Below are 25,781 nucleotides of genomic sequence, written 5' to 3'. Positions count from 1 at the left end.
CAGCGAGAGGCTAGCAGTGGCGGCCGCGCGGCGCAGTGAGGAGTACGCTCGGAGCCGTGGGACGCATCACGACACGACGGCCGGTGCTGAAGATCGCGCTCGACGGCGAGGCGCGACGGATGCCGGACACGCTCGCCGTCGAGGAGCCGCTGGAGATCCGCGTCCTCGGAGCGCCGCTCGCCGTGACGATGCGCACTCCCGGCCACGATGTCGAACTGGCGGCGGGATTCCTCGTCTCCGAGGGCGTCATCTCCACGGGATCGGATTTCCGGACGGCGATCCACTGCGGCGGGCCGGGCACCGGAGGCGCGGAGAACACCTACAACGTCCTCGACGTGGCGCTCGCTCCCGGCGTCCGTCCGCCCTCTGCGGATCTCGCCCGCTCGTTCTACACGACGAGCTCCTGCGGAGTGTGCGGCAAGGCGAGCATCGAAGCGGTCGAGACCGTGTCGGCGTATGACCTCTCTGTCGACGACACCCCCGTGGACGCCGAACGACTCGCCGCCTTCCCCGGGATGCTCCGTGCGAACCAGGATGCCTTCGACAAGACCGGCGGCCTGCACGCCGCAGCCCTCTTCGACGCGTGGAGCGGGGAGATGCTCGTGCTCCGCGAGGACGTCGGCCGGCACAACGCGGTCGACAAGGTCGTCGGCTGGGCCGTGCTGAACGATCGCCTTCCGCTGCGCGGCACCGTGCTTCAGGTCTCCGGGCGGGCGAGCTTCGAACTGGTGCAGAAGGCGGCGATGGCGGGCATCCCCGTCCTCGCCGCCGTCTCGGCGCCGTCGTCGCTGGCCGCCGAGCTGGCGGAGGCTCGCGGGCTCACCCTCGTGGGATTCCTGCGAGGGCGTTCGATGAACGTCTATGCGCATCCGCACAGGGTGACGATCGCGACGGGAGCGTCGGAGGATTCCGCGCTCCAGGTGGAGGGAGCAGGATCATGACGGATCTGGATGACGACACGAAGCAGGGTGCGGCGCTCGGATTGATGCCGGACGTGCCCCGTCAAGGCGGATACGGGCCTCTCACGACGCGTCCCTGGTCCTGGGGCGACTACCATCACCCGGCGGCCGGATGGGGCGCCGCGCTCTCCGTCGGTCAGGTGCTGCTGCGATCGCAGGCGCCTGTGACAGGCGCACTCGCGATGCTCAAGATGAACCACCCGATCAAGGGCTTCGACTGCCCGGGATGCGCGTGGCCGGACGATCAGCAGGGCCTGCAGCTCGACATCTGCGAGAACGGCATGAAGCACGTCACGTGGGAGATGACGCACAAGCGAGTCGGCAGCGGATTCTTCTCGCAGCACACCGTCACCGAGCTCTCGGAGTGGACCGACTTCGACCTCGAGAACGCCGGACGCCTCACAGAGCCGATGGCATACGATCCGGAGACCGATCGATACGCGCCGATCAGCTGGGACGACGCGTTCGCCCTCATCGGCGAAGAGCTGCGGGGGCTCGACAGCCCCGATGAGGCGACCTTCTACACGTCAGGCCGTCTCAGCAACGAAGCCTCCTTCCTTTATCAGCTGATGATGCGCGAGTACGGCACGAATAACATGCCGGACTGCTCGAACATGTGCCACGAGGCATCCGGCCGCGCGCTCAAGGCCTCCATCGGCACCGGCAAGGGCACGACGACCCTCGAGGACTGGGAGCAGACCGACCTCCTCTTCCTGATCGGGGTGAACGCGGCGTCGAACGCCCCGCGGATGCTCACGGCGCTCTCGAACGCGGTGAAGAACGGTGCACAGGTCGTGCACGTCAATCCGCTGGTCGAGGCGGCATCCCGGCGCACGATCGTGCCGCACGACTTCGTCGACATGGCGCTGTTCAAGACTCACGCGACCGGGACGCTCGATCTGCAGGTGCGGCCGGGTGGGGACATGGCGCTGATGCGCGCCGTCGCGAAGGTCGTGTTCGAGGCGGCGGAGACCGACCCCGGGGTGCTCGACTCCGGCTTCATCGAGAGCTACACGCAGGGCTTCGCCGAGTACCGCGCCCTCGTGGAGGCGACCTCCTGGCAGGAGCTCGTGGTCCAGTCGGGCCTCACCGAGGAGCAGCTGCGGCACGCCGGTGAACTGTACCTCAAGGCGGACAAGGCGATCATCAGCTGGTGCCTGGGCGTGAGTCAGCAGGAGCACGCGGTCGACATGGTGCGCGAGTTCACGAACGTGCTGCTGCTGCGCGGCAACATCGGGCGTCCCGGTGCGGGGCCCGCGCCGGTGCGGGGGCACAGCAACGTGCAGGGCAACAGGACCTGCGGCATCGATCACCACGCACCGGCTTGGCTGCTCGACCGGCTCGACGCCGTGCTCGGGATCACGTCTCCGCGGACGCCGGGTCTGGACACGGTCGCCAGCATCCGCGCGATGCATGAAGGAGCGGTCAAGGTGTTCGTCGCGCTGGGCGGCAACTTCGTCTCGGCCGTCCCCGACCCCGTGCACACGGCGCAGGCCATGACCCGGTGCCGTCTCACCGTGCAGGTGAGCACGAAGCTGAACCGGAGTCACCTGGTGCACGGGAAGAAGGCGCTGATCCTGCCGTGCCTCGGTCGCACCGAAGCAGACGAACAGGCGTCGGGACTGCAGGGGCAGACGGTCGAGGACGCGATGAGCATGGTCCATCTCTCGGTGGGCAAGAAGAAGCCGGCATCCGAGCACCTGCTGTCCGAGCCGGACATCATCGCGCGCATGGCCAGAGCCACGATGCCGGACAGCCCTCTGCCCTGGGAGTCGTACGTCGCCGACTACGACGCCATCCGCGACGTGATGGCCGAGGTGCTGCCCGGATTCGAGGGTTTCAACGACCTCATCAGGCAGCCGAACGGGTTCAGGATCCCGCAGCCCGCGCGCGAACTCGACTTCCGCACCCCGAGCGGCAGAGCGGAGTTCTCCGGGGCACCGCTCTACGACGTGCGGCCGCCGTCGGAGGACATGCTGGTGCTGCAGACGATGCGCTCGCACGACCAGTGGAACACCACCATCTACTCCAACAACGACCGCTATCGCGGGGTGAAGAACCTGCGAGAGCTGATCTTCATGAACGCGGAGGACATGAAGGACCGGGGGATCGCCCAGGGCGATCTCGTGGACATCGTCTCCACATCGAAGGACGGTTCGCTGCGCGAGCTCCGTCAGTACCGTGCCCTCGCGTACAACACCCCGCGGGGGAGTGCGGCGGGCTACATGCCGGAGATGAACGTCCTGATCGGCCCCGCCGACTACAGCGCGCAGAGCGATCAGCCCCTGATGAAGAGCATCCACGTCCGGGTCAGCCCGGCGCGGAGCGCCCGGCCGAGCTGACCAGGCGGCTCACGCAGGCTGGAAGGAGCGCACCAGCAGCGGACGCGTGGCGGTGGTGCTCAGCCAGACCACGCCGATGCCGGCCCCCACGACGAGCACGATCGTCATGATCGAGATCGGCGCGGTGATCAGCGCGATGCCGAGCAGCGGGAACACGAGCACCGCCGCGCACAGCGCGGACCCGATCGCGGTGACCAGGAGCGGCGACATGATCGCGCGGCGGCGCGCCCTGTCGACGGTCTCCACCGGCATCCCGAGGTGGTGCAGGCTGCGGTGAAGCTCGCGCTCGTCCAGGATCGCGGAGGCCTGGTTCACGCCGACCGAGACGGCGACCATGAGGAACGAGGCGATGAGCGTGATGACGAGCCCGGTGCGCATGTCGGCGACGAGGATGAGATCGGCGGACGCCGCATCCGACGTGCTCATCACGTTCATGAGCGATACCCCGGTTCCGGCGAACACGGCCATGAAGCTCGCCATCGCGATCCCCCCGACCTGACGCCAGGCGGCCTTGGGGGAGTCCAGCACCATGCGGGCCGCGAGCAGGCGATCGGGACGCTCGGCGCGACGGAGCTGGCGGGAGGCCGAGACCTTCAGCACCCACGGGCCGACGAGGTTGAGCACCGCGAGAGATGCGCCGAAGACGGCGGCGAGGACGACGATCGTCGTGACGAGACCGCCGATCGACGGGAACACCTTGATGAGCACGAAGGACACCGCGATGACACCGACCGCGATGACCGCGCGGAGCCAGTGCACGGTCGAGACCGTGGAGCGCATGCGCACGCCGAGGGGGGAGATCACGACACGGCGCAGGCCGAGAGCCGCGCTGCCTGCCGCGACGAGCAGCACCCCCAGGACGACGGCGAGGAGGGAGAGCGGCGACAGCAGCACGGCCTGCAGCCCGAGCGGCTCGCCCCGGAACGGGATGAGCCCGATCAGCGGACTGACGGCGAGGTATCCGAATACGCCGGCCACGGCGCCGATCCCGGCGACGAGCGCCGACTCGACGACCGTGGCGACGCCGACGCCGAGCGGTGTGACGCCGAGGAGCCGCAGGGTGGAGAGGCGCTCGTCGCGCCGGCGTGCGGAGAGCCGGGCCGCCGCGCCGCCGAGACCGGCCAGGGGCACGAGGAGGAGCACGAGGGCGATCGCGGCCAGCGCCTGGTAGAGCGGAGCATACTCATCGCTCCAGGTCCAGAACGACTGCGCGCCGCCGATCGCGGTGAGCACGAGCGCGGTGACGACGCCGAAGGCGACGATCGGGAGCGCGAGGACGCTGTTCTGTCCCGGTGCGGGACGAAGGAGCAGGGCGAGGACCCGCGGGTTCATGCGGCCACCGCCGAGGACACGATCCGGCCGTCGCGGACGGCGACGACTCGCGAGCAGCGTGCGGCCACCTCGGGGTCGTGCGTGACGACCAGCAGAGTGCGTCCCTGACCGGTGGTGGACCAGAGGAGCGCGTCCATCACCTCGCCCGAGGTGTGCGAGTCGAGCGCGCCGGTCGGCTCGTCGGCGAAGACGAGCTCGGCCCCGGTTGCCTGCGCGCGGGCGATCGCGACGCGCTGCGCCTGGCCGCCAGACAGCTCGCCGATGCGGCGGTCCTCCATGCCGGCCAGCCCGAGGGCCGCCAGCCAGGATGCCGCGTGCTGCACGGCATCCGCTCTTCTCACGCCGTTGATCATCGAGGCCAGCGCCACGTTCTCGACGGCGGTGAGCTCAGGGATCAGCAGCCCCTGCTGGAAGACGAAGCCGAAGCGCTCGCGGCGCAGCCGCGATCGAGCCGACTCGCCGAGCGCGGTGACCTCCACCGGGGCGCCTGCGGAGGGGCGGAACGTGACGGACCCGGCATCCGGGGTGATGATCCCCGCGAGCACGTGCAGGAGGGTGGTCTTTCCCGATCCGGACGCGCCCATGATCGCCACCGACTCGCCGCGCCGGATCGTGACGTCGACACCGGCGAGGGCGCGGGTGCTGCCGTAGGTCTTCGTGAGGGCATGGGCTTCGAGCACGGAATCGTTCATGATCCCAGCCTCCCGGTCGCCTCGCGGCCGGTGCATCGGCCGGGCGGATGATCCCGCGCCGGCCGACTACACCGATCGGATGACTCTCAGAGCTTCTTCTGCCACGCGCCCGCGTACGACACGGGAACGAATCCGACCGCCTCGTTGATGTCGAGCATGGGGCGGTTCTCCTCCGCGTTGAACGTGGAGACGACCCGCGACTGCGGCATCAGGTCCCGCCAGCGGAGCAGGTTCGCGCACTTCACGACGGTGCCGAGCCGGTGCCCGCGATGATCCTTCGCGACGAGGGTGCCGAACTGGTGGGTGACGCCGGCGCGGTCGGCGCCGATGAGCAGCTCGTTGTACGCCACCAGCGTGCCGGTGGGCACGTGCTCGACGGCGACCACCGAGACGGCCTGACCTGCGCCGGTGATGCGGGCCTCACGGCGCACCACGCGGTCCGCGTCCCACTGCTCGGCGACGAAGTCCATGTCGCCGCTCGGCGCGTCGGTCGAGAGCCGGGCGAGCACCGCAGCGTAGCCCGCACGGAGCTCCGGCGGCGTCGGCATCATCCACTCGACGATCCGGTAGTCCTCGCCGGCCGCGGCGAGCGCGCCCGCCAGCATGGCACGCACCGGCTCGGCATCGGCGCGCAGATCGAACTCGCTGTTGCGCTCGACCTGCTCGAGCGTGAAGCTCCTGCTCTCGAGGAGGTCGGAGAGGCGGGTGGCCGGAATGCGCCCCCAGCCTGTGCGGGGGACCAGCATCCGCTCGCCCTCCTCGGGACGGTGCAGGGACCAGAGCTGCACGACGCGGCGACCGTGCTGGAGCGCCTCGCGCTCCGCGAGAGCGAGGAGCTCCTCCTCGATGCCGCGCCCCCAGTGCTCGCTCGGGACGAGCAGGTCCACCTCCGCGGCGTGCGCATCCTCCTCCTGTGCGTAGGACACGGTCACCATGCCGACGATGTCGGCGCCGTGACGGGCGACGAACCCGGTGTTCACCGTGTCGGTGCCGTCGTGCCAGGCGGGAAGCATCTGCGCCGCATCCGGGGCGAGATCGGGGAGACCGACCTCCTCCTCGCAGATCCGGCGGTTCAGCTCGCCGTAGGCGCGGAACTCGGCGGCGTCGGGCGCATCGAGCGTCTCGGGGACGATGAGCGGGGTGATCGTCAGAGCGACGGTGGTCATGACAGGTCCTTCTCGGTGGGATGGTTGGTCGTTCGAAGGGTGAGGCCGCTCGTCCCGGCCGGTGGTCTCCCGGTAGACGGCGTTGCGGACGCCGGCGAGCTCGCGGAACTCGCCGGCGTCCGCTGCATCCGCCCGAGCGGGAAGCACGAGCGGATGCAGGGTCGCACCTGCGGAGAGCGGATTGCTCATGGTGACTCCGATCAGCGCAGCTGGCGCTGCAGATCGTACGTGAGCAGGGCCCACGCCTCGGCGGGCGTGCGGTCGCGCTCGAGGCGGGCGATCGCGTCCCCGATGTCGGCGGTGCGGCGGCGCTCGGCGCGAGGGCGCTGAGCCCTCTGGAGCAGCCAGACGCCGATCCGGAGGGAGAGGCGATCAGCGAGAGCGAGCTCGCGCAGTTCGCCGGGGGCGGGGATCTGGAGGACCTGCTGGTCCTGCGTATCGGGCGGGTGGACGGTGCTGCGGTACAGCGTGGTGTTCACGGTGATTCCTTCGATGGGTTCTGTGGATGGGTGCGAGAAGCGCCGAGTCGGACCAGGAGGGCCGACGGCGGGACGCGGTTGAGTGAGCGGAACCCGGATGCCGCAGGAGCGGCGTGCGCCGGGGTCGGCGGTGATCCGTGATCCGAGACGGATCAGAGGGTGGGGCGCGGAGAGGCGACGGAGAGGAAGCCCGGGCAACGGGCAGAGTCCTCCGGTTGCGCTGCTACGAGATCGCGCCGAGGCGGTCGCCGGCGGTCACCGAGTGAGCGCGGCGCGGCGCGGAGTGCGCTGGCGCGGCGAGGCCAGTGGCCTGTGCGTTGAGCTGAATCATCATCGGTAACCTCCTTTCGTGTGGCGATCCGGTGGTTACCGTAGCGAAGGATTCTCAGGCTCGTCAAGCACCGGGCGTGTCGCACGGCGTGTCGCGGCGTGTGCGGGTTCATCCGGTGCCCGCGCGGGATGCCGGTCCTGGCCAGGGATTCCGGTAGCGTAGCGAGGTGATTCGACCCGGACGAACGGTGGCCGCATGCATCTGAAGAGCCTGACCCTCAAGGGGTTCAAGTCCTTCGCGCAGCCCACGAGCTTCGTCTTCGAACCCGGCGTCACCTGCATCGTCGGACCCAACGGATCCGGCAAGTCCAACGTCGTCGACGCCCTCGCCTGGGTGATGGGGGAGCAGGGCGCGAAGACGCTCCGCGGCGGCAAGATGGAGGACGTCATCTTCGCCGGCACCTCGACGCGCGGTCCGCTCGGACGCGCCGAGGTGCAGCTCACCATCGACAACGGCGACGGCGCGCTCCCGATCGAGTACGCCGAGGTCACGATCAGCCGCACGCTGTTCCGCAACGGGTCCAGCGAGTACGCGATCAACGGCGAGAGCTGCCGCCTCCTCGACGTGCAGGAGCTCCTCAGCGACTCCGGTCTCGGTCGCGAGATGCACGTCATCGTCGGCCAGGGGCGGCTGGACACCGTGCTCCAGGCATCGCCCGAGGACCGCCGGGGCTTCATCGAGGAGGCCGCAGGAATCCTCAAGCACCGGCGGCGCAAGGAGAAGACCCTCCGCAAGCTGGATGCGATGGAGACCAACCTCACCCGGCTGAGCGATCTCGCCGGGGAGATCCGGCGTCAGCTGAAGCCGCTCGGACGTCAGGCCGAGATCGCGCGCGAGGCGCAGACGATCGCCGCAGTGGTCCGCGATGCGAAGGCCCGCCTCTTCGCCGATGACGTCGTCGCGCTGCGCGCCGCGCTGGCCGACCACACGCGTACGGAGCAGGAGCGCCACACCGAGCGTCTGGTGCTCTCGGATCAGGCCGAGGCCGTCAGGGCGAACATCGCCCGCCTCGAGCAGGCGCAGAACTCCGCGGCGGTCGACCAGGCTCGCAGCGTCGCCTTCGGGCTCGAGCAGGTGCAGGAGCGGATGCGCGGCCTGTACACGCTCGCGAACCAGCGCCTCGCGCTGCTGGGATCCGAGGAGGACGACGCCGCGGTCACCGCCGTGACCGTCACCCAGGCCACGATCGACGAGGCGAAGGACGAGATCACCGAGATCTCCGCAGGCCTCGGAGACGCCCAGGACGCGGCGGTGGCGGCGAGCCGCGAGGTCGTGCACGCCCGCGCCGAGCTGGACACCCTCGACGTCGACATCGCGGAGCAGAGCGCACTGGTCTCCGAGTACGACATGCGGCTCACGTCGCTGCGCGGCGCCGCGGACGCGGCGGCCTCCGCCCTCGCCGCCGTGCGCGGAGCGGTTCTGCGGCAGCAGAACGCGCTGGACGCTGCCGAGTCCCGCCGGAGGGAGGCCGCGGAGGCGCTCGAGCTCATCGAGGTCGCGGAGGCGCCGGAGGGCACGGCAGCCGAGCACTCCGCCGCATACGAGAGCGCGCAGCGCGCCGCGACGGCCGCCGAAGCCGAGCGGGAGACCCTGCGCGAGCGGTTGCACGCCGCGGAGCGCGAGGTCGATGCGCTCACCGCGAAGGCCGCAGCCCTCGGCAGCGCCCTCGCGATCTCCGGAGGCGCTGCGGAGATCGTGAAGACGGGCGGTCCCGGAGTCCGCGGGCTCGTCGGGGATGCCGTGCAGGTGCGCGCGGGCTTCGAGGCGGCTGTCGCCGCCGTGCTCGGCCCGCTCGCCGAGGGTGTGCTCGTCGACGCCCCTTCGGACGCGTTCCTGCTCGCCGCCGAGTCAGCCGACGAGCATCGCGGAGTCGTTGAGTTCGTCATCGCCGACGCGCCGCGCCCCGCCGTCGAGCTGCCGTCACTCCCGGGAGTCACCCCGGCGGTGGAGACGGTCAGTGCGCCCGACGGCGTGCTCGGCATCCTCTCGCACGTGCTCGTCGCCGACGACCTCTCTGCGGCCCGGTCGGCACGCGCGGCTCTCGATGTCGCGGGGGACACGACGACCACGATCGTCACCCGCGCTGGGGACGTCGTCACCGCGCAGACGCTGCGAACGGGTTCAGGCGGGGAGAGGTCGCGGCTGGAACTGGCCGCCGAGCGCGACGCCGCGAACGAGCGGCTCGCAGAGATCCAGGTCGTCGTGGACTCGCTCCGCGAGGCCAGGGAGGATGCGAACGAGGCCGTCGAGACCACGAGACGGCACGCCAAGGACGCCCTGCGCGCCCTGCGCGAGCACGATGCCGCGCTCGCGACCCATGCCGAGCAGGTGAACCGCATCACCGTGCGGCACGAGTCCGCGGCCGCGGAATGCGAGCGGCTCGAAGCAGGACTCGCCCAGGCCCAGGCGGCTGTGACGGATGCCGAGGAGAAGGCGCAGGCGGCGAAGGCCGAGCTCGACGAGGCGGTCTCCGCCCCGCGCCCTGTGCTGGACGCGTCCGCTCGCGACGGCCTCCTCGAAGCGCTCGAGCAGGCGCGCGAGGGGGAGGTCAGGGCGCGGCTCGAGGTGGAGACCCTCCGCGAGCGCGTGCGGGCCGCGCAGGCCAGGGTCGTGAGCCTCGAGCGTCAGCGCGAGCAGGAGCGGGATGCCGCCGCCGAGGCGGCACGGCGGGCGGTGATCCGGCGTGCGCAGCGGGAGTCGGCATCCGGTGTCGCCGAGGAGCTGCCGCGCATCCTCGACTCCCTGGACCGATCCGTGACCGAGGCGCGGGTCGCCCTCGCCGAGGCCGAGGCCGCGCGCTCTGCGCAGAACCAGGAGCTCACCGCGCTGCGCGCGCAGGAGACCTCTCTGCGCGAGCGGCTCGCCGGGCTCACGGAGAGCGTGCACGGCCTCGAGCTCCAGATCCACGAGAAGAAGCTCCATCTGCACAGCCTCCTCGAGCGCGTCGCCTCCGAGCTCGCCCTCGACGAAGATATTCTCGTTGCGGAATATGGCCCGGACCAGCTGGTCCCGCGGGATCCCGGTGCGGAGGCGCCGGATGGCGAGTCGACGGAGGACACCGCGATCCCGTTCGACCGGCGCATCCAGCAGCGCCGGCTCGCGGATGCCGAGCGCAAGCTCGCCCAGCTGGGACGCGTCAACCCTCTCGCCCTCGAGGAGTTCGCCGCACTCGAGCAGCGGCATGCGTTCCTCACCGAGCAGCTCGCCGATCTCACGCAGACGCGGCAGGACCTCCTGACGATCATCGCCGACCTCGACGAGCGCATGCAGACGATCTTCGCGAGCGCGTTCGAGGACACGAAGGAGGCCTTCGGGCAGGTGTTCCCGCTTCTCTTCCCCGGCGGGTCGGGCAGCATCTCGCTCACAGATCCCGACAACATGCTGACGACCGGCATCGAGGTGTCGGTCAGGCCGGTCGGGAAGAAGATCGAACGCCTCTCGCTGCTGTCCGGCGGCGAGAGGTCGCTGGCGGCGGTCGCCCTGCTCGTCGCGATCTTCAAGGCGCGGCCGAGCCCCTTCTACATCCTCGACGAGGTGGAGGCGGCGCTCGACGACGCCAACCTCGGCCGGCTCCTGACCGTGTTCGAGCAGCTCCGCGAGAGCTCCCAGCTGCTCGTCATCACGCACCAGAAGCGCACCATGGAGATCGCCGACGCCCTCTACGGCGTCTCCATGCGCCAGGACGGCGTCTCCGCCGTCGTCGGGCAGCGGGTCGGCGACCGCGCCGCGGCAGCCAGCTGAGAGGCGCGCCGGGCCGGTGCCCGTAGGCTGGTGTCATGGCGGAGAAGTCCTGGTCCCTCACCCGTGCGCTGCGCGGGATGTTCGTCAAGCCCACGATCGACGAGACGACGTGGGAGGACCTGGAGACGGCGCTCATCACCGCCGACTTCGGCCCCGACATCAGCGAGCGCATCGTCGATGAGCTGCGCGAGAAGGTGGAGCGGTTCCGCACGACGGATCCGCAGGACCTGCAGCGGATGCTCCGCGAGACGCTCGAGGAGCACTTCGCGAAGTTCGACACCACCCTGAAGCTCACAGAGCGCCCCGCTGTCGTGCTCGTCGTCGGGGTGAACGGCGTCGGCAAGACGACGACCATCGGGAAGTTCACGAAGTTCCTCCGCGGCTACCAGCGCAGCGTCGTGGTCGGCGCCGCAGACACCTTCCGTGCGGCCGCCGTCGACCAGCTCGCCACCTGGGCCCAGCGCGGGGGAGCGGCGATCGTCCGCCCCCAGCAGGAGGGCCAGGATCCGGCATCCGTCGCGTACCAGACCATCGAGTACGCCCAGCGCGAGGGCATCGAGATCGCGATCATCGACACCGCGGGGCGCCTGCACACCAAGGGCGGGCTGATGGATGAGCTGTCCAAGATCCGCCGCGTCATCGAGAAGCAGGCGCCGATCAGCGAGGTGCTGCTCGTGCTCGATGCGACCACGGGGCAGAACGGCGTGATGCAGGCGGAGGCCTTCCTCGAGCACGCCGGCGTCACCGGGCTCGTGCTCACGAAGCTCGACGGATCCGCCAAGGGCGGCTTCGTCCTCGCAGTCCAGGAGCGCACCGGCATCCCCGTCAAGCTGCTCGGACAGGGCGAGGGGATCGACGACCTGACCGGTTTCACCCCCCACGTCTTCGTGCGGTCGCTGGTCGGCTGAGGACAGGACTACCGGAGCAGGCGAGAGGCTGGTTTCATAGCGTTATGGCGATCGAACACGACTACTTCGGACTCCTCTCGTCGGGCCCCGACGGGTCGATCTTCTGGTCTGAGACGGTCGAGCTCGGCGACCAGGCCGTCACCGTCGATCTCACGGCTCCGGATCAGGAGGACGTCTCTCCAGAGGCCCTCGACATCGCCGCATCCCTCATCTCCGGCCTCGAGAGCGTCGACGCCGCAGCGCGCCGCGGGATGCTCTCCGAAGTGGACGACCGCACCAGCGAGGTGACCGAGTACATCCTGCAGCAGCAGGAGGCCTATGGTGACGAGCTCGCCGATGTGCTCGTCGACGTGAGCGGCGACGCCGCGGTGGACATCATCCGCTCGCTGCGCCTGATGAGCATGACGATCCTCGCCGACGAGCACGGCGGGTCCGAGCCGTTCGCGGTGCTCGAGTATGCGCTCGACTCCGGCTCCACCGACGACGTCCTCCTCGTGAACCTCGGTTCCGACGGCGGCGTGCAGTCGGTGATGAGCGCCGACTGAGCCCGCCGGCACGGCATCCGGCCCCGCCACAACAGGCGTACACGCGAGAACAGGCGGATCCGAGACGGATCCGCCTGTTCTCGTGCGATCGCCTGTTCTCGCGAACAGGGCAGCGGCCTCAGACCGCCTGAGCGAAGCCCAGGTCGGCGCTCTCCGCGATGTGCGCGAGGTGCGGCGGGATCTCACGTCCCTTGGAGATCATCGACTGCGCCCACAGGCGTCCGGCACGGTACGACGAGCGCACCAGGGGACCGGCGAGCACGCCGAGGAAGCCGATGCGCTCGGCCTCCTCCTTGAACTCGACGAACTCGTCCGGCTTCACCCAGCGCGCCACGGGCAGGTGGCGCGGGGAGGGGCGCAGATACTGCGTGATCGTGATGATGTCGCAGCCCGCGTCGTGCAGGTCGTGCAGCGCCTGGACGACCTCCTCGGGCTCCTCGCCCATTCCGAGGATGAGGTTGGACTTGGTGATGAGTCCGGCGTCCCGAGCCTGCGTGATCACGTCGAGGGAGCGCTCGTAGCGGAAGGCCGGGCGGATGCGCTTGAAGATGCGCGGGACCGTCTCGACGTTGTGCGCGAAGACCTCGGGGCGGGCCTCGAAGACCTCGCCGAGCAGCGCGGGGTCGCCGTTGAAGTCGGTGGCGAGCAGCTCGACGCCCGTGTTGGGGTTCATGGCGTGGATCTGGCGGACCGTCTCGGCGTTCAGCCAGGCGCCGCCGTCGGGCAGGTCGTCGCGGGCGACGCAGGTGACGGTGGCGTAGCGGAGGTTCATCCGCACGACGCTCTCCGCCACGCGGCGCGGCTCGTCGGTGTCGTAGTCCGCGGGCTTGCCGGTGTCGATCTGGCAGAAGTCGCAGCGGCGCGTGCACTGCGAGCCGCCGATGAGGAAGGTCGCCTCGCGGTCCTCCCAGCACTCGAAGATGTTCGGGCAGCCGGCCTCCTGGCAGACCGTGTGCAGGTCCTCGCTCTTCACGAGCGAGTGCAGGGCCGTATACTCCGGCCCCATCTTCGCCTTCGTCTTGATCCACTCCGGCTTGCGCTCGATGGGGGTCTCGGCGTTGCGGATCTCGAGGCGGAGGAGCTTGCGTCCCTCGGGTGCGGCGGTCATGCGGGGGCTCCTGCGTACTCGGCGGATGCGTACTCGTCGGTGAAGGCGTTGATCACGCCGGCGAGGATGTCGGCGGGGGAGATGTCGGCGCCGATGATCTCGCTCACCGTCGTGACGCCGGCATCCGTGATCCCGCAGGGGATGATGCCGCGGAAGCCCGCCAGCGTGTTGTTGCAGTTGATCGCGAAGCCGTGCATGGCGACGCCCTGCTGCACGCGCACGCCGATCGCCGCGACCTTGTCCTCGGAGAGAGGGCGACGGACCCAGACGCCGCTGCGCCCCTCGACCTGATACCCGTCGACGCCGAGCGGGCGGAGCACATCGATGAGCAGCCGCTCCAGACGGCGCACGTGCGCGACGACGTCCATCGGCTCCGGCAGCCGGACGATCGGGTAGCCGACGAGCTGTCCGGGGCCGTGCCAGGTGATCTTCCCGCCGCGGTCCACGTCGATGACCGGCGTGCCGTCCTGTGGTCGCTCATGCGGCTCGGTGCGCTTGCCCGCCGTGTAGACGGCCTCGTGCTCCAGCAGGATCAGCGTGTCCGGCCGGGTTCCGGCGACCACCTCTGCGTGGATGCTGCGCTGCAGGTCCCATCCTTCGGTGTAGGGGACGAATGCCGGTGCGATGCCGGCGTTGAGGATGTCGAGCATGCTCGCAGGCCCTCTCAATCAGTAATTGGACGCCGTATAACAATACCCCGTCAGGGCCGCCGTCGGGTCTTTCCGATGAGGCGCGGTACCGTGAGGGGATGAGCACGAGCAGAGCCGGCCGCCCCAAGGCGTCCTCGCGGGAGACGCTGTCCGAGGCGGCGTGCGAGCTCTTCCTCGAGCGCGGCTACGACGCGACCTCGGTCGCCGACATCACGCAGCGCGCGGGGGTCAGCCGGTCCAGCTTCTTCAACTACTTCTCGTCGAAGAGCGATGTGCTGTGGTCGGGGCTCGACGCGCGGATCGCGACGGCGGCGGATGCTCTCACCGCTCTCGGCCGGGACGGCGACGCGGGGACCGTCCGAGCCATCCTCCGCGCGATCGTCCGGGACTTCGCGCCCGATCCTCTGGCTCTCGCCCTGCGCAACCGGACGGCGATGGGCCTCGACGACGAACTGGTGCGGGATACCGGGGTGCGTCAGGTCAGACTCGCCTCGGCGATCTCGGAGGCCGCGCGCGCGGCGGGCATGAGCGTCATCCATGCGGACATCGTGGGGGCCGCGCACGCCGCCGCCCTGTTCTCCTCGCTCCGTGTCTGGGCGGAGCGGGGTGCGGGGTTCGGCCCGCCGGAGAGCACCCTCGACGAGGCACTGCGCGGAATCGACGACCTGCGCTGGACGTAGTCGCGGACGTTCGGCGGTGCAGGCGGCCGAGCTTCTCGGCATCCCGGCATCCACCGCTCGCGGTCGCCATCAGCGGGCGAAGGAGGAGCTCCGCGCCGCTCTCGGCGCGGAGCCCGTGTCTCAGTCGGCGGGGGCTACGACGACGCGCGGTGCGGGCAGATAGACCTGGGACCCGGTCTCCCGGAACTCCCTGCTCTTCTCCCGCATCCCGGCGTTCGCTCCGGCGATGGCCGCCTGGGCCTCTGCGGAACCGAAGTCCCGCCGGATGTCCTGGCTGATCCGCATGGAGCAGAACTTCGGCCCGCACATCGAGCAGAAGTGGGCGGTCTTCGCAGGCTCGGCGGGCAGCGTCTCGTCGTGGAACGCCTCTGCCGTGTCCGGATCAAGGGACAGCGCGAACTGATCGCGCCAGCGGAACTCGAAGCGCGCCTTCGACAGCGCGTCGTCGCGATCCCGGGCGCCCGGGTGCCCCTTGGCGAGGTCGGCGGCGTGGGCGGCGATCTTGTAGGTGATCACGCCCGTCTTCACGTCGTCCCTGTCGGGAAGCCCCAGGTGCTCCTTCGGCGTCACGTAGCAGAGCATGGCCGTGCCGTACCGGGCGATCTCGGTCGCGCCGATGGCCGAGGTGATGTGGTCGTAGCCGGGCGCGATGTCGGTGACGAGGGGGCCGAGCGTGTAGAATGGCGCACCCTTGCACAGCTCCTGCTGCCTCTCCACGTTCTCGCGCACGAGGTGCAGCGGCACATGACCCGGGCCCTCGACCATCACCTGCACGTCGTGCTCCCAGGCCCGCTGCGTGAGTTCGGCGAGGGTGTCGAGCTCGGCGAACTGCGCGGCGTCGTTGGCGTCGGCCGTCGAGCCGGGGCGCAGTCCGTCGCCCAGCGAGAAGGCGACGTCGTAGCGGGCGAAGATCTCGCACAGCTCGTCGAAGTGCGTGTAGAGGAAGTTCTCCTCGTGGTGCGCGAGGCACCATCCGGCCATGATGGAGCCGCCGCGCGAGACGATGCCGGTGACGCGGTCGGCCGTGAGCGGCACGTAGCGCAGCAGGACGCCGGCGTGGACGGTCATGTAGTCGACGCCCTGCTCGCACTGCTCGATGACGGTGTCGCGGAACACCTCCCAGGACAGGCGCTCCGCCTGTCCGTCGACCTTCTCCAGCGCCTGGTAGATCGGGACGGTGCCGATCGGCACGGGGGAGTTGCGGATGATCCACTCCCGGGTCGTGTGGATGTCGTCGCCGGTGGAGAGGTCCATGACGGTGTCGGCGCCCCAGCGGGTAGCCCACTGAAGCTTGTCGACCTCCTCGGCGATGGAGCTCGTGACGGCTGAGTTGCCGATGTTCGCGTTGATCTTGACGAGGAACGCGCGGCCGATGATCATCGGCTCGGACTCGGGGTGGTTGATGTTGCTGGGGATGATCGCGCGACCCGCTGCGAGCTCGCTGCGGACCAGCTCGACGTCGCAGTCCTCGCGGAGGGCGACGAACCGCATCTCCGGCGTGATCTCGCCGCGGCGCGCGTAATGCATCTGGGTGACGGTGCGTCCTGCGATGGCCCGGCGTGGCACCGGGCGTGCGCCCTTCCACTCCGCCGAGGCGGCGCCGCGCCGGACAGCGGCGCGGCCGTCGTCGAGCAGGTTCCGCTCGCGCCCGGAGTACGGCTCGGTGTCGCCACGCCCGCGGACCCATGGCTCCCGGAGCGGTGGCAGCCCGCGCAGCGGATCGCTGCCTGGTCCCGCCGTGCGGTACACCCGCAGCGGCGGGTTCTTCTCGCCGTCCGGCGAGTCCTCCTGCGAGATCTCGGTGATCGGCACCCGGATGCCGGACCCCGGGTCCTCGATGTAGGACAGGGAATGGGATGCAGTGGACGTACCCATATCAGGCTCACTTCCTTCGCCGGCATTACCCGGACAGGTTCGACGGTCGCAGGCCGCGTCAGCCTGATCTCAGCCCATGCGTGGGCACCCGTGTGGTCAGAGGAAAGCTACCACGGTCTCGGACGAGCGCCGGACTCCCGGCGCAGGCCGAATCGCGCAGGTCGACTCGCGTAGAATCGACAGCACCATGGCTACGTTTGGCACGCTCTCCGATCGGCTCACCGAGACCTTCCGCAACCTCCGCACGAAGGGAAAGCTCACCGCCGCCGACGTCGACGGCACCGTGCGCGAGATCCGTCGCGCACTGCTGGACGCCGACGTCGCCCTCTCCGTCGTCAAGGAGTTCACCGCGAGCGTGCGCGAGCGCGCGCTCGGCGACGAGGTCAACAAGGCGCTGAACCCCGCGCAGCAGGTCGTGCAGATCGTCAACGAGGAGCTCATCAAGATCCTCGGCGGCGAGCAGCGTCGGCTCCAGTTCGCCAAGACGGCACCGACGGTCATCATGCTCGCGGGTCTTCAGGGCTCCGGCAAGACGACCTTCGCCGGCAAGCTCGCGAAGCAGCTTGAGGGCGAGGGACACACGCCGCTCCTCGTGGCCGCCGACCTCCAGCGCCCGAATGCCGTGAACCAGCTCCAGGTGGTCGCCGAGCAGGCGGGAGCCACCGTCTACGCACCCGAACCCGGGAACGGCGTCGGGGATCCTGTGAAGGTCTCCCGGGACGGCGTCGAGCACGCCCGACGCCACCAGCACGACGTCGTCATCATCGACACCGCGGGGCGTCTCGGCGTCGACGCCGAGCTGATGAAGCAGGCCGCCGACATCCGCAGGGCGACGGACCCGGACGAGGTGCTGTTCGTCATCGACGCCATGATCGGCCAGGATGCCGTGAACACGGCCAAGGCCTTCCAGGAGGGCGTCGACTTCACCGGGGTCGTCCTGTCGAAGCTCGACGGCGACGCCCGCGGCGGTGCGGCGCTCTCGGTCGCCTCTGTGACCGGCCGCCCGATCATCTTCGCGTCGACAGGGGAGCGCCTCGAGGATCTCGAGCCGTTCCACCCGGACCGCATGGCGAGCCGGATCCTCGATCTCGGCGACATCCTCACCCTCATCGAGCAGGCGCAGCAGGCCTTCGACGAGGAAGAGGCCATGAAAATGGCCGAGAAGCTCGCGAACGAGGCCTTCACCCTCGAGGACTTCCTCGACCAGCTTCAGCAGATGAAGAAGATGGGCTCGATGAAGAAGATGCTCGGGATGCTCCCGGGCATGGGCCAGATGAAGCAGCAGCTCGAGGACTTCGACGAGCGCGAGATCGACCGCACCGAGGCGATCATCCGCTCGATGACGCCCGGCGAGCGCCGCAACCCGAAGATCCTCAACGGCTCGCGTCGCCTGCGCATCGCGCGCGGCTCGGGGATGACGGTCACCGACGTGAACCAGCTCGTGCAGCGCTTCGAGCAGGCCGCGAAGATGATGAAGACGGTCGCCCGCGGCGGCACCCCCAACATCCCGGGAATGGGCCCGGTGCCCGGCATGGGGCGGCCCGGCGCGTCGTCGAAGCGCGGCAAGAAGGGCAAGTCGAAGGGTGCTTCCCGCTCGGGGAACCCCGCCAAGCGCGCGGCGCAGAACGCCGGACTCACCCCCAGCGCGAACCCGGCCGGCTCCGGTTTCGGACTCGGCGGCCAGAAGGCGCCGAGCGAGGCCGACCTCGCCGAGATCCAGAAGCTCTTCGGCAAGAACTGACCCCCGCGGCCCGCGGGACATCGGTCCGACGCACGGGAGCGATGTCCGGCTTTCCTTGCCACGCCTCGCTAAATCGCTATAGTTAACGACCACGACGGTCCGCCGCAGGACGAAGAACAGTCCACCTCCCTCGGTCCGCCGTGATCGCAACGAAGCGCAGACGAGGAGCATCATGACCGAGATCAGTCGCAGAACCTTCCTGACCGTTGGCGGAGTCGGGCTCGCCACTCTGCTGGTGGGCAGCCCCGCAGCCGCAGCGAACGCGAGTGGCCTTCGCGTCCCGGCTGCGGCGAGCTCCGCCCCCGTGCCGGCATCCGGAGGCACTCCACCGGGGCCCTACACCTTCGGATGGGCCGCCGACGATCTGCTCGAATTCGATCCCGCCAGCACCCCGTGGGCGCGTCATCTCCGCTGCCTGATCCCGCGTGCTCCCCGCATCGCTCCGTTCGCCGCCACCCAGGCGCACCCGGACCTGGATCCCGAGGTGCAGCTGTCCACGCTCACCATCGACGATGCCGGCAGCGTCTACGAGGGCCACAATCAGCCGATCGGCCTGGAAGCCCAGGTCTACACTCAGCGCTACTGGTCCTACATCGACATCTGGGGCACCTGGCATGGGCAGGTCAAGGGCTCCGAGCCCATCCAGCTCGTGGACGGCAAGCGCGTGCCCGATCGACCGTACGGCGTCATCGACATCCCGAATCCAGGGTGGACGGAGGCGGCGCACAAGAACGGCGCGCTGTCCATCGGCGGATGGTTCTGGCCGCGTCCGCTCGACTTCGACGCGTTCCTCGTGCAGCGCGGCGACGGATCGTTCCCCGTGGCGGACAAGCTGATCGAGGTGCGGAGGTATTTCGGGTTCGACGGCCTGTTCATCAATCAGGAGGCCACGGTCACGCCCGAGCAGATCACGAGGTTCAAAGACTTCCTGCGCTACATCAAGCGCGCCGATCCCGACTTCTACCTGCAGGGGTACGATTCGGCGAACTTCGACGAGGGATACGTCACGTACGAGAATCGCCTCAGCGCTGACAACCTGCGGTGGCTGGGCACCGCGGATGCGCCGATGTTCGACTCCATCTTCCTGAACTACTGGTGGCAGGCCGAGGACGGAGGCGCCGATCCTGATCTCACGGCCAGTGCCGCTGCGGCCGCCGCCGCCGGGTACGACGCCCGCAGAGTCGGCTTCGCAGGGGTCGAGCATCAGAAGGGCGGATTCCGGCCCGAGGAGGACTTCGGCAGCGTGGCGGGTCCGGGGCGCCCCGCTCCGACGTCCGTGGCCCTGTTCGTCGACAGTCAGATCTGGATGGATGCCTCCTGGCGCGGCGAGACGGCCACTGCAGAGGGGCGCGCGGCGAGCAGGGATCTGGAGCAGAGGTTCTGGTCGGGTCCGACCGGGAACCCGGCGAGCTCCGGACGGCTCGAACCGCGCAGGCCTCCGTACCGTACCGACGTGCTGAACTACCGGCAGTGGGACGGCATCGCACACTGGATCGCGGAGCGCTCCCCGTACGGAGACCTTCCGATCACGACGGACTTCAACGTCGGCGTCGGCTCCGCGTTCTTCCTCGACGGCGTGAAGGTGCGCGACGGCGGCTGGGACAACATGGGCTGTGCTGATCGTGCCCTCACCTGGCAGTACTGGACGGAAGGCGGGCTCTCCGTCGCCCTCGACGAGTCGGTCAGCTACGGCAGCGGCCACAGCCTGGCGCTGCACGGTGACGGCGTGCTCCACCTGTTCAAGACCGACCTCACGACGTCCGGCGACATGGCGGTCGATGTCAGGGCGCAGGATCTCGGCGCGGCGGAGCTCGGGATCACCTGGAAGGAGTCGCCGGAGAGCATCGAATGGCATCCGCTCGAGCGCGCGGGCGAGACCTCCTGGGCCCGGTGGAGTGCGGACATCGCCGTGCGTGGCCGGCGGATCGCTCGCATCTCGCTCCGCACCAGCGGCGACGGACGCCTGGGCCGTGTGTCGCTGCGCGAAGCGGGCAAGCCGCTCAAGCCCGCGAAGCCGGCGGGGTTCGCGGTCACCGACGCCGGCGAGGCGGGCGGCGGCCGACGGCACCTCGCGTTCGAATGGAAGCTGCAGCAGGATGCCGCCGGGTACGACGTCCTTCAGGTCGGGAGCGGTTCGACCACGTGGCTCGGCCGTGTGCACCGAGACGTCTTCTTCGCCGAGGCGGTCGACCTGTCCGCCGGCCGGCGGTTCCAGCTCGTCGCGGTCGGTGCGGACGCGCACCGCAGCGCACCGGCGACGGCATCCCTCGGGTCGTAGCCCGTCATCGCGCAGACGGCGCCGCACCCCATCGAGGTGCGGCGCCGTCTGTCGGTGCGCCCGGTCGTGGGGTGCTTCGCGCTCCGGTGACCCGGCCGTGCGCGTCGCGGACGGCGCGAATCAGCGTGCGAGCCAGCCTCCGTCGACGACCAGCACGTGACCGTTGATGTACGCGGCGTCGGGACCGCAGAGGAAGGCGACGGCGCCGCCGATGTCGCTCGGCTCCCCCCAGCGACCGGCGGGGATCCGCTCCCGGATCTCCCGTTCCCTGGAGTCGTCGGCACGGAGAGGGGCGGTGTTCTCCGTGCTGATGTAACCCGGAGCCACGCAGTTCACCGTCACGCCGTGGCGCGCCCACTCGTTCGCAAGGGTCTTCGTCATGCCGACGACGGCGTGCTTGCTCGCGGCGTAGGAGACGACGTTGATGCCGCCCTGGAACGACAGCAGCGACGCGATGGTCACGATCCGACCGAAGCCCCGCTCGACCATCGAGCCGCCGAGGGCCTGCGCGAGCGCCCAGCCCGAGTTGAGGTTGACGTCGAGTACCCGCTGCCAATCGCTGCGAGCGTGATCGACCGCCGGCTCCCGATGGATGATGCCGGCGTTGTTCACCAGGAGATCGATGTCTCCGCGTGCCGCCAGTTCCGCGCCCACCCGGTACGCCGCGTCGACATCGGCGAGGTCGCACTCGACGACCTCGACGTCGTGCCCCTCGTCGCGCAAGCACGCGGCACCGCCCCGGACGGAAGAGCGGCCGACGAGCACCAGCTGCGCGCCGCGCTCCGCGAGGGCCCTGGCACAGGCGAGGCCGATGCCGGAGCCCGCTCCGGTGATCACGGCGCGCCGGCCACGCAGCGGCGCCGCGAGGTCGTGCCCGATCACTTCAGCAGCTCCGGGGACACGGGGGCGACGTCCCCGTAGTCGACGTTCTCGCCCGCCATCGCCCAGACGAAACTGTAGGCGCCCGTCGCCGACCCGGAGTGGATCGACCAGGGGGGCGAGACCACCGCGTCCCGATCGTGGAGGATGAGATGCCGCGTGTCATCCGGCCTTCCCATCAGGTGCACGAGCGGGTTCGCCTCCAGGCCGTCGTAGAGGTAGACCTCGGTGCGGCGGCTGTGCACGTGGGCCGGCATGGTGTTCCACACAGAGCCCGGCTCCAGGGTGGTGATGCCGAGCACCAGCTGGTTCGACCGGATGCCGTCAGCGTGGACGTACTTGCGGATCGTGCGGTCGTTCGCGCCCTCCGGTGACCCGAGACGCAGGGCCTCGACGCCGTCGCGGGTCGCGATCGCCGCCTCGCCAGGGGCGTGCGCGGGAGCTGAGACCAGGTACAGCACTCCGTCGCCGGCGACCTCGATGTCGCGCGTGCCCAGCGGCAGGTAGAGCACGTCGTGACGCCGGAGGACGAAGTCCCCCGCGGAGGAGGAGACGCGCAGTTCGCCCTCCAGCCCGACGAGCGCGGCCTCCCTGCGCTCGAGCAGGAAGTCCGCCGCGAGCAGCTCCGGCGCGTCGAGCGGGGCCGAGCCCCCCGTGAGGCGGATGCCTCCGAGGAGGATCCGATCGTCGTGCGCATAGGTGAACGAGAACGCCCCCTCGCCGAAGAGATCCGAGACGACGAACCGGCGGCGCAGGGATTCGCCGTCGAGGGCGCCGAGATCATCCGGATGGGTGCTCCACAGCTCTGTGCAGGTCATGGAGGGTGACTCCGATCTTTTCCGTTGAGTGGGAAAGGGTTCCTATACAACTGAATTCTAGGTCACAATGGATCCGTTGTCACGGGTGTCCGTCCGGCCCACCCGATTCTGATCAAGGAGGATCCGTTGGTACACATGCGAAAGCGAGCAGCCATGGCGCTCGCACTCGGAGCATCCGCCCTTCTCGTGGCGGGTTGTGCGCCCGGTCAGCTGGAGGACGACTCGCCGCAGACCGTCCAGACCATGAACCCGGAGGATTTCGCCGGGTTGTCCCTGACGTACATGTACTTCACCGACGGCCCCGATGAGGAGGCCACGCGCCAGCTCATCGCCGACTTCGAGGAGGAGTACGACGTCACCGTGGACCTCGAGATCCTCCCGTACGCCGACATGGTGACCTCGACGCTGAACCGCCTCTCCGGAGGCAACGCCCCTGACGTCGTCCGGCTCACCAGCCTGACCGACTTCCGCGACGATCTCCTCGTGCTCGACCCGTACCTCGGCGAGGGGTACGGCGACGAGTTCCTCGACGGTCCGACGAAGGCGGTGCGCAACGATGACGGAGAGATGATCGCCGTGCCGAGCGACCTCACCATGAACGGCCCGTTCATCAACACCGACCTCTTCGAGGAGGCAGGCGTCGACATCCCCTCCGAGTGGACCTGGGAGGAGATGCTCGATGCCGCCAAGGAGGTCAAGGAGGCCACCGGAGTGCCGTACGCGTTCGCGATGGACAAGTCCGGTCACCGGCTCTCCACGATCCTCAGCCAGTACGGCACCCAGCTGCTCGACGAGGACGGCAACGCCCTGGACATCGACAAGGCGGAGGAGGCGCTGACGCCGCTCGTCGACATGATGGCGGACGGCGACATGCCGGCCGACTTCTGGCTCGGCTCCGGGTCGCGCTACGAGGGGGCGAACGAGATCTTCCTCGCCGGGGAGACCCCGATCTACCTGTCCGGCAACTGGCAGGTCGCGCAGTTCGCGAAGAACGCGACCTTCGACTGGGCCGTCGCGCCCGACCCCTGTGCAACGGAGTGCGGCGGGTTCCCCGGCGGCAAGTTCATGGCGGCGTTCAAGCAGTCCGAGAACCCGGCTCTGGCCGCGGAGTTCGTGCGCTTCATGAACACGGCGGAGAACCAGGAGACCTTCGTGACGGTGGCCGGCGCCCTCCCGACGCGCGCCGACCTCTCCGAGAGCGGCGTCACCTACCCGGACGAGGTCGCCCAGGAGGCGATGGACGTGTTCCTCGCCGATCTCCTGCTCACCCCGGAGAGCGGATTCGAGGCGACGGCGAACCCCGCGTTCTCCGCATCCGCCACCGAACTGGTCGAGGCCCTGACGCGAGTGGTCGGCGGCACCGAGGACCTCAAGACGGCGCTCACCGGGCTGAGCGGCAAGATCGACGGCCTTGTCGAGGAGCTGGGCTGATGAGCGCCGCAGTCGCCCCCGCCCGTCCATCGCGCAAGCGATGGACGGGCGGGGGATGGGGGATGAAGTGGGCGCCCTATCTGTTCCTGATCCCGAACATGGCGATCTTCGCCGTGTTCACGATCTACCCGGCGCTCAACGGCTTCAACATGTCGCTGTACGAATCGAACAACGGCCGCACCTTCCGCCCCGTCGGGACCGACAACTATCGGAAGATCCTCACGGACGCGGAGTTCTGGGACGTCGCGCGAAACACGGCGGTCTTCGCGATCGCGTTCGTCGTGCTGGGCACCGCCATCGCCCTGGCGGTCGCCGCGCTCGTCAATGCGCAGAACCGAGGCAAGACGTTCTTCCGCGCCGTCTTCTTCATCCCGGTGCTCGTGTCGCCGGTCGTCGTCGGCCTGATCTGGAACTGGATGCTCGAGCGCCAGAACGGCCTCGTGAACATCGCCTTGGGCGCCGTCGGCATCCCTCCGGTGCCGTGGCTCGTCGACAGCGGCTGGGCCATGGTGTCGATCGTGCTCGTCGGCATCTGGATGCAGGTGGGTTTCTACATGCTCATCCTGCTCGCGGGGCTGCAGGCCATCGATCCCGCGCTCTATGAGGCCGCGCGGATGGACGGGGCGAACTGGTGGGAGCAGTTCCGTGTGATCACGGTCCCGCTCCTGCAGCCGAGCCTCGTCGTGGTCGTCGTGCTCGGCACCATCCACGGATTCCAGTCCTTCGACTTCATCTGGACGCTCACCGGCGGCGGGCCTGTCGGCGCCACCACCCTGATGGTCCAGTACATCTACGAGAACGGATTCCAGTCGCCCATCCGCTACGGCGTCGCGACCGCGGGCGGCGTGCTGCTGTTCCTCGTCGTGTTCTCACTCACCATCGTCAACTGGCTGATCAGCCGAAGGAGGGAGGCGGTATGAGCGAGACACGGACCATCGTGGTCCCCTCCCCGCCGAAGCGCACCTGGACCTCGATCGGCGAGGGCAGGGTGCGCGTCTCCGACGCGCTCCGCGTCGTCGTCCTCACCGCCGGCGCCCTCGCGTGCCTGGTGCCGCTCGTGTGGATGTTCCTCGGATCGTTCAAGACGCCGACCGAGCTCGCGCAGCGCCCGCCGACGTTCCTGCCGGCATCCTGGGGGCTCGACAACTACGCGGAGGCGCTGAGCAGGTTCAACTTCCTGCAGTACCTCACGAACAGCGTGATCGTCACCGTCGCGGCGACCGCGATCACCCTCGTCATCAACGCGATGGCGGCGTACGCGCTGGCGAAGTACAACTTCCGGGGGAAGAACTTCCTGTTCATCCTGACGCTCGCCACCATCATGATCCCGCTCCAGGTGATCCTGATCCCCGTCTACCAGGTCGTCGCGTCGCTCGGCCTGGTGAACACGCTGTGGGGCATGATCATCCCGGCCGCGGCGACCCCGACCGGCGTGTTCCTCCTGCGCCAGTACATGCTGTCGATCCCCGACGAGCTGATCGAGGCGGCGCGCGTCGACGGCTCGGGCGAGTTCCGCACCTTCGTGCAGATCGTGCTGCCGCTGTGCAAGCCGGCCCTCGCGGTCGTCGCGATCTTCTCGGTGATGTGGCGCTGGAGCGACTTCCTGTGGCCGCTCGTCGTCGCGCAGAGCGAGTCGGTGTACACGCTGCCGGTCGCGCTCGCCCGCTTCAACGCCGAGCTGACCGTGCCGTTCAACCTGATCCTCGCCATGGGGGTCGTCGCGACGATCCCCGTGCTGGTCATCTTCCTGATCTTCCAGAAGCAGATCGCCACCGGAATCGCCAACACCGGCATCAAGTAGCCCCCCGAAAGCACCACCCGACGAG

General features: G+C 69.4%; 20 protein-coding genes and 1 riboswitch. Of the genes, 11 read left to right on the top strand and 9 right to left on the bottom strand.

Translation table 11 applies throughout. The features are described 5' to 3' along the window. Positions 1 to 56: 56 nt before the first annotated feature. Both fdhD and G6G98_RS03055 read left to right on the top strand, forming a co-directional pair. A complete protein-coding gene (fdhD, locus tag G6G98_RS03060; RefSeq protein WP_164233694.1) occupies positions 57 to 941 on the top strand; it encodes a formate dehydrogenase accessory sulfurtransferase FdhD in 885 nt (294 codons plus the stop codon). Next, positions 938 to 3,301 carry an FdhF/YdeP family oxidoreductase gene (locus G6G98_RS03055; RefSeq protein ID WP_208321413.1) on the top strand — a complete coding sequence of 788 codons (2,364 nt, stop codon included), beginning with the start codon at positions 938 to 940 and terminating at the stop codon, positions 3,299 to 3,301. The genes fdhD and G6G98_RS03055 overlap by 4 nt, the downstream gene beginning before the upstream one ends. 9 nt (positions 3,302 to 3,310) lie before the next feature. On the opposite strand, the gene G6G98_RS03050 is transcribed toward G6G98_RS03055, so the two are convergent. The 4 genes from G6G98_RS03050 to G6G98_RS03035 form a co-directional block, all read right to left on the bottom strand. After that, the gene (locus G6G98_RS03050) at positions 3,311 to 4,633 is read right to left on the bottom strand and encodes an FtsX-like permease family protein (RefSeq protein WP_164233695.1); all 1,323 of its coding nucleotides are present in this window, start codon (positions 4,631 to 4,633) and stop codon (positions 3,311 to 3,313) included. Continuing rightward, on the bottom strand, positions 4,630 to 5,325 hold the full coding sequence (locus G6G98_RS03045) for an ABC transporter ATP-binding protein (protein ID WP_164233696.1): 696 nt from the start codon (positions 5,323 to 5,325) through the stop codon (positions 4,630 to 4,632). Before G6G98_RS03045 ends, G6G98_RS03050 begins: the two co-directional genes overlap by 4 nt. 86 nt (positions 5,326 to 5,411) lie before the next feature. After that, a complete protein-coding gene (locus tag G6G98_RS03040; RefSeq protein WP_243841983.1) occupies positions 5,412 to 6,680 on the bottom strand; it encodes a GNAT family N-acetyltransferase in 1,269 nt (422 codons plus the stop codon). Between the two features lie 11 nt (positions 6,681 to 6,691). Then, entirely contained in the window at positions 6,692 to 6,970 is a 279-nt protein-coding gene (locus G6G98_RS03035; protein WP_067351450.1) for a hypothetical protein, read from the bottom strand. A gap of 526 nt (positions 6,971 to 7,496) precedes the next feature. Here G6G98_RS03035 and smc point away from each other — a divergent pair. Genes smc through G6G98_RS03020 form a run of 3 tightly spaced genes read left to right on the top strand, consistent with a single transcriptional unit; the run spans position 7,497 to position 12,495 of the window. Then, a complete protein-coding gene (smc, locus tag G6G98_RS03030) occupies positions 7,497 to 11,042 on the top strand; it encodes a chromosome segregation protein SMC (RefSeq protein ID WP_164233697.1) in 3,546 nt (1,181 codons plus the stop codon). A 35-nt stretch (positions 11,043 to 11,077) separates the two neighbouring features. After that, on the top strand, positions 11,078 to 11,950 hold the full coding sequence (gene ftsY / locus G6G98_RS03025; protein WP_164233698.1) for a signal recognition particle-docking protein FtsY: 873 nt from the start codon (positions 11,078 to 11,080) through the stop codon (positions 11,948 to 11,950). A gap of 44 nt (positions 11,951 to 11,994) precedes the next feature. Further along, entirely contained in the window at positions 11,995 to 12,495 is a 501-nt protein-coding gene (locus tag G6G98_RS03020) for a DUF2004 domain-containing protein (RefSeq protein WP_067351460.1), read from the top strand. Positions 12,496 to 12,613: 118 nt separating this feature from the next. On the opposite strand, the gene lipA is transcribed toward G6G98_RS03020, so the two are convergent. Together lipA and lipB are read right to left on the bottom strand one after the other, a co-directional pair. Further along, on the bottom strand, positions 12,614 to 13,603 hold the full coding sequence (lipA, locus tag G6G98_RS03015) for a lipoyl synthase (protein ID WP_067351463.1): 990 nt from the start codon (positions 13,601 to 13,603) through the stop codon (positions 12,614 to 12,616). Further along, entirely contained in the window at positions 13,600 to 14,253 is a 654-nt protein-coding gene (gene lipB / locus G6G98_RS03010; RefSeq protein ID WP_164233699.1) for a lipoyl(octanoyl) transferase LipB, read from the bottom strand. The genes lipA and lipB overlap by 4 nt, the downstream gene beginning before the upstream one ends. A 98-nt stretch (positions 14,254 to 14,351) precedes the next feature. Between lipB and G6G98_RS03005 the strand changes: the two genes are divergently transcribed. Next, positions 14,352 to 14,933, top strand: coding sequence for a TetR/AcrR family transcriptional regulator (locus tag G6G98_RS03005; RefSeq protein ID WP_164233700.1), 582 nt, complete (start codon positions 14,352 to 14,354; stop codon positions 14,931 to 14,933). Between the two features lie 120 nt (positions 14,934 to 15,053). On the opposite strand, the gene thiC is transcribed toward G6G98_RS03005, so the two are convergent. Continuing rightward, complete coding sequence (gene thiC, locus G6G98_RS03000) at positions 15,054 to 16,808, bottom strand: phosphomethylpyrimidine synthase ThiC (protein ID WP_164233701.1); 1,755 nt, start codon at positions 16,806 to 16,808, stop codon at positions 15,054 to 15,056. Further along, positions 16,803 to 16,910: riboswitch (TPP riboswitch) on the bottom strand. (Overlaps the previous gene by 6 nt.) A gap of 85 nt (positions 16,911 to 16,995) precedes the next feature. Here thiC and ffh point away from each other — a divergent pair. Further along, a complete protein-coding gene (gene ffh, locus G6G98_RS02995) occupies positions 16,996 to 18,549 on the top strand; it encodes a signal recognition particle protein (protein WP_164233702.1) in 1,554 nt (517 codons plus the stop codon). A gap of 172 nt (positions 18,550 to 18,721) precedes the next feature. Then, positions 18,722 to 20,827, top strand: a complete 2,106-nt coding sequence (locus tag G6G98_RS02990; protein WP_164233703.1) for an endo-beta-N-acetylglucosaminidase — start codon at positions 18,722 to 18,724, stop codon at positions 20,825 to 20,827. Positions 20,828 to 20,947: 120 nt separating this feature from the next. Here the strand turns inward: G6G98_RS02990 and G6G98_RS02985 are convergent, their stop codons facing one another. After that, the gene (locus G6G98_RS02985) at positions 20,948 to 21,709 is read right to left on the bottom strand and encodes an SDR family oxidoreductase (protein WP_243841982.1); all 762 of its coding nucleotides are present in this window, start codon (positions 21,707 to 21,709) and stop codon (positions 20,948 to 20,950) included. Further along, positions 21,706 to 22,524: a 5-dehydro-4-deoxy-D-glucuronate isomerase gene (gene kduI / locus G6G98_RS02980; protein WP_067351479.1), complete on the bottom strand. Its 819-nt coding sequence runs from the start codon at positions 22,522 to 22,524 to the stop codon at positions 21,706 to 21,708. Before kduI ends, G6G98_RS02985 begins: the two co-directional genes overlap by 4 nt. Positions 22,525 to 22,659: 135 nt before the next feature. Here kduI and G6G98_RS02975 point away from each other — a divergent pair, with 135 nt between their 5' ends. From G6G98_RS02975 to G6G98_RS02965, 3 genes are read left to right on the top strand one after another with little or no spacing between them, the layout of a single operon-like run. Continuing rightward, entirely contained in the window at positions 22,660 to 23,955 is a 1,296-nt protein-coding gene (locus tag G6G98_RS02975; protein WP_164233704.1) for an ABC transporter substrate-binding protein, read from the top strand. Next, positions 23,955 to 24,875 (top strand): carbohydrate ABC transporter permease, encoded by a 921-nt coding sequence (locus G6G98_RS02970; RefSeq protein WP_164233705.1) that lies wholly within the window; start codon positions 23,955 to 23,957, stop codon positions 24,873 to 24,875. The genes G6G98_RS02975 and G6G98_RS02970 overlap by 1 nt, the downstream gene beginning before the upstream one ends. Continuing rightward, positions 24,872 to 25,756, top strand: coding sequence for a carbohydrate ABC transporter permease (locus tag G6G98_RS02965; protein WP_084788263.1), 885 nt, complete (start codon positions 24,872 to 24,874; stop codon positions 25,754 to 25,756). The genes G6G98_RS02970 and G6G98_RS02965 overlap by 4 nt, the downstream gene beginning before the upstream one ends. Positions 25,757 to 25,781: the final 25 nt, after the last annotated feature.

This window comes from Microbacterium hydrocarbonoxydans (assembly GCF_011752045.1).
GTDB lineage: Bacteria > Actinomycetota > Actinomycetes > Actinomycetales > Microbacteriaceae > Microbacterium.
This window is presented reverse-complemented; position numbering and strand designations above follow the sequence as displayed.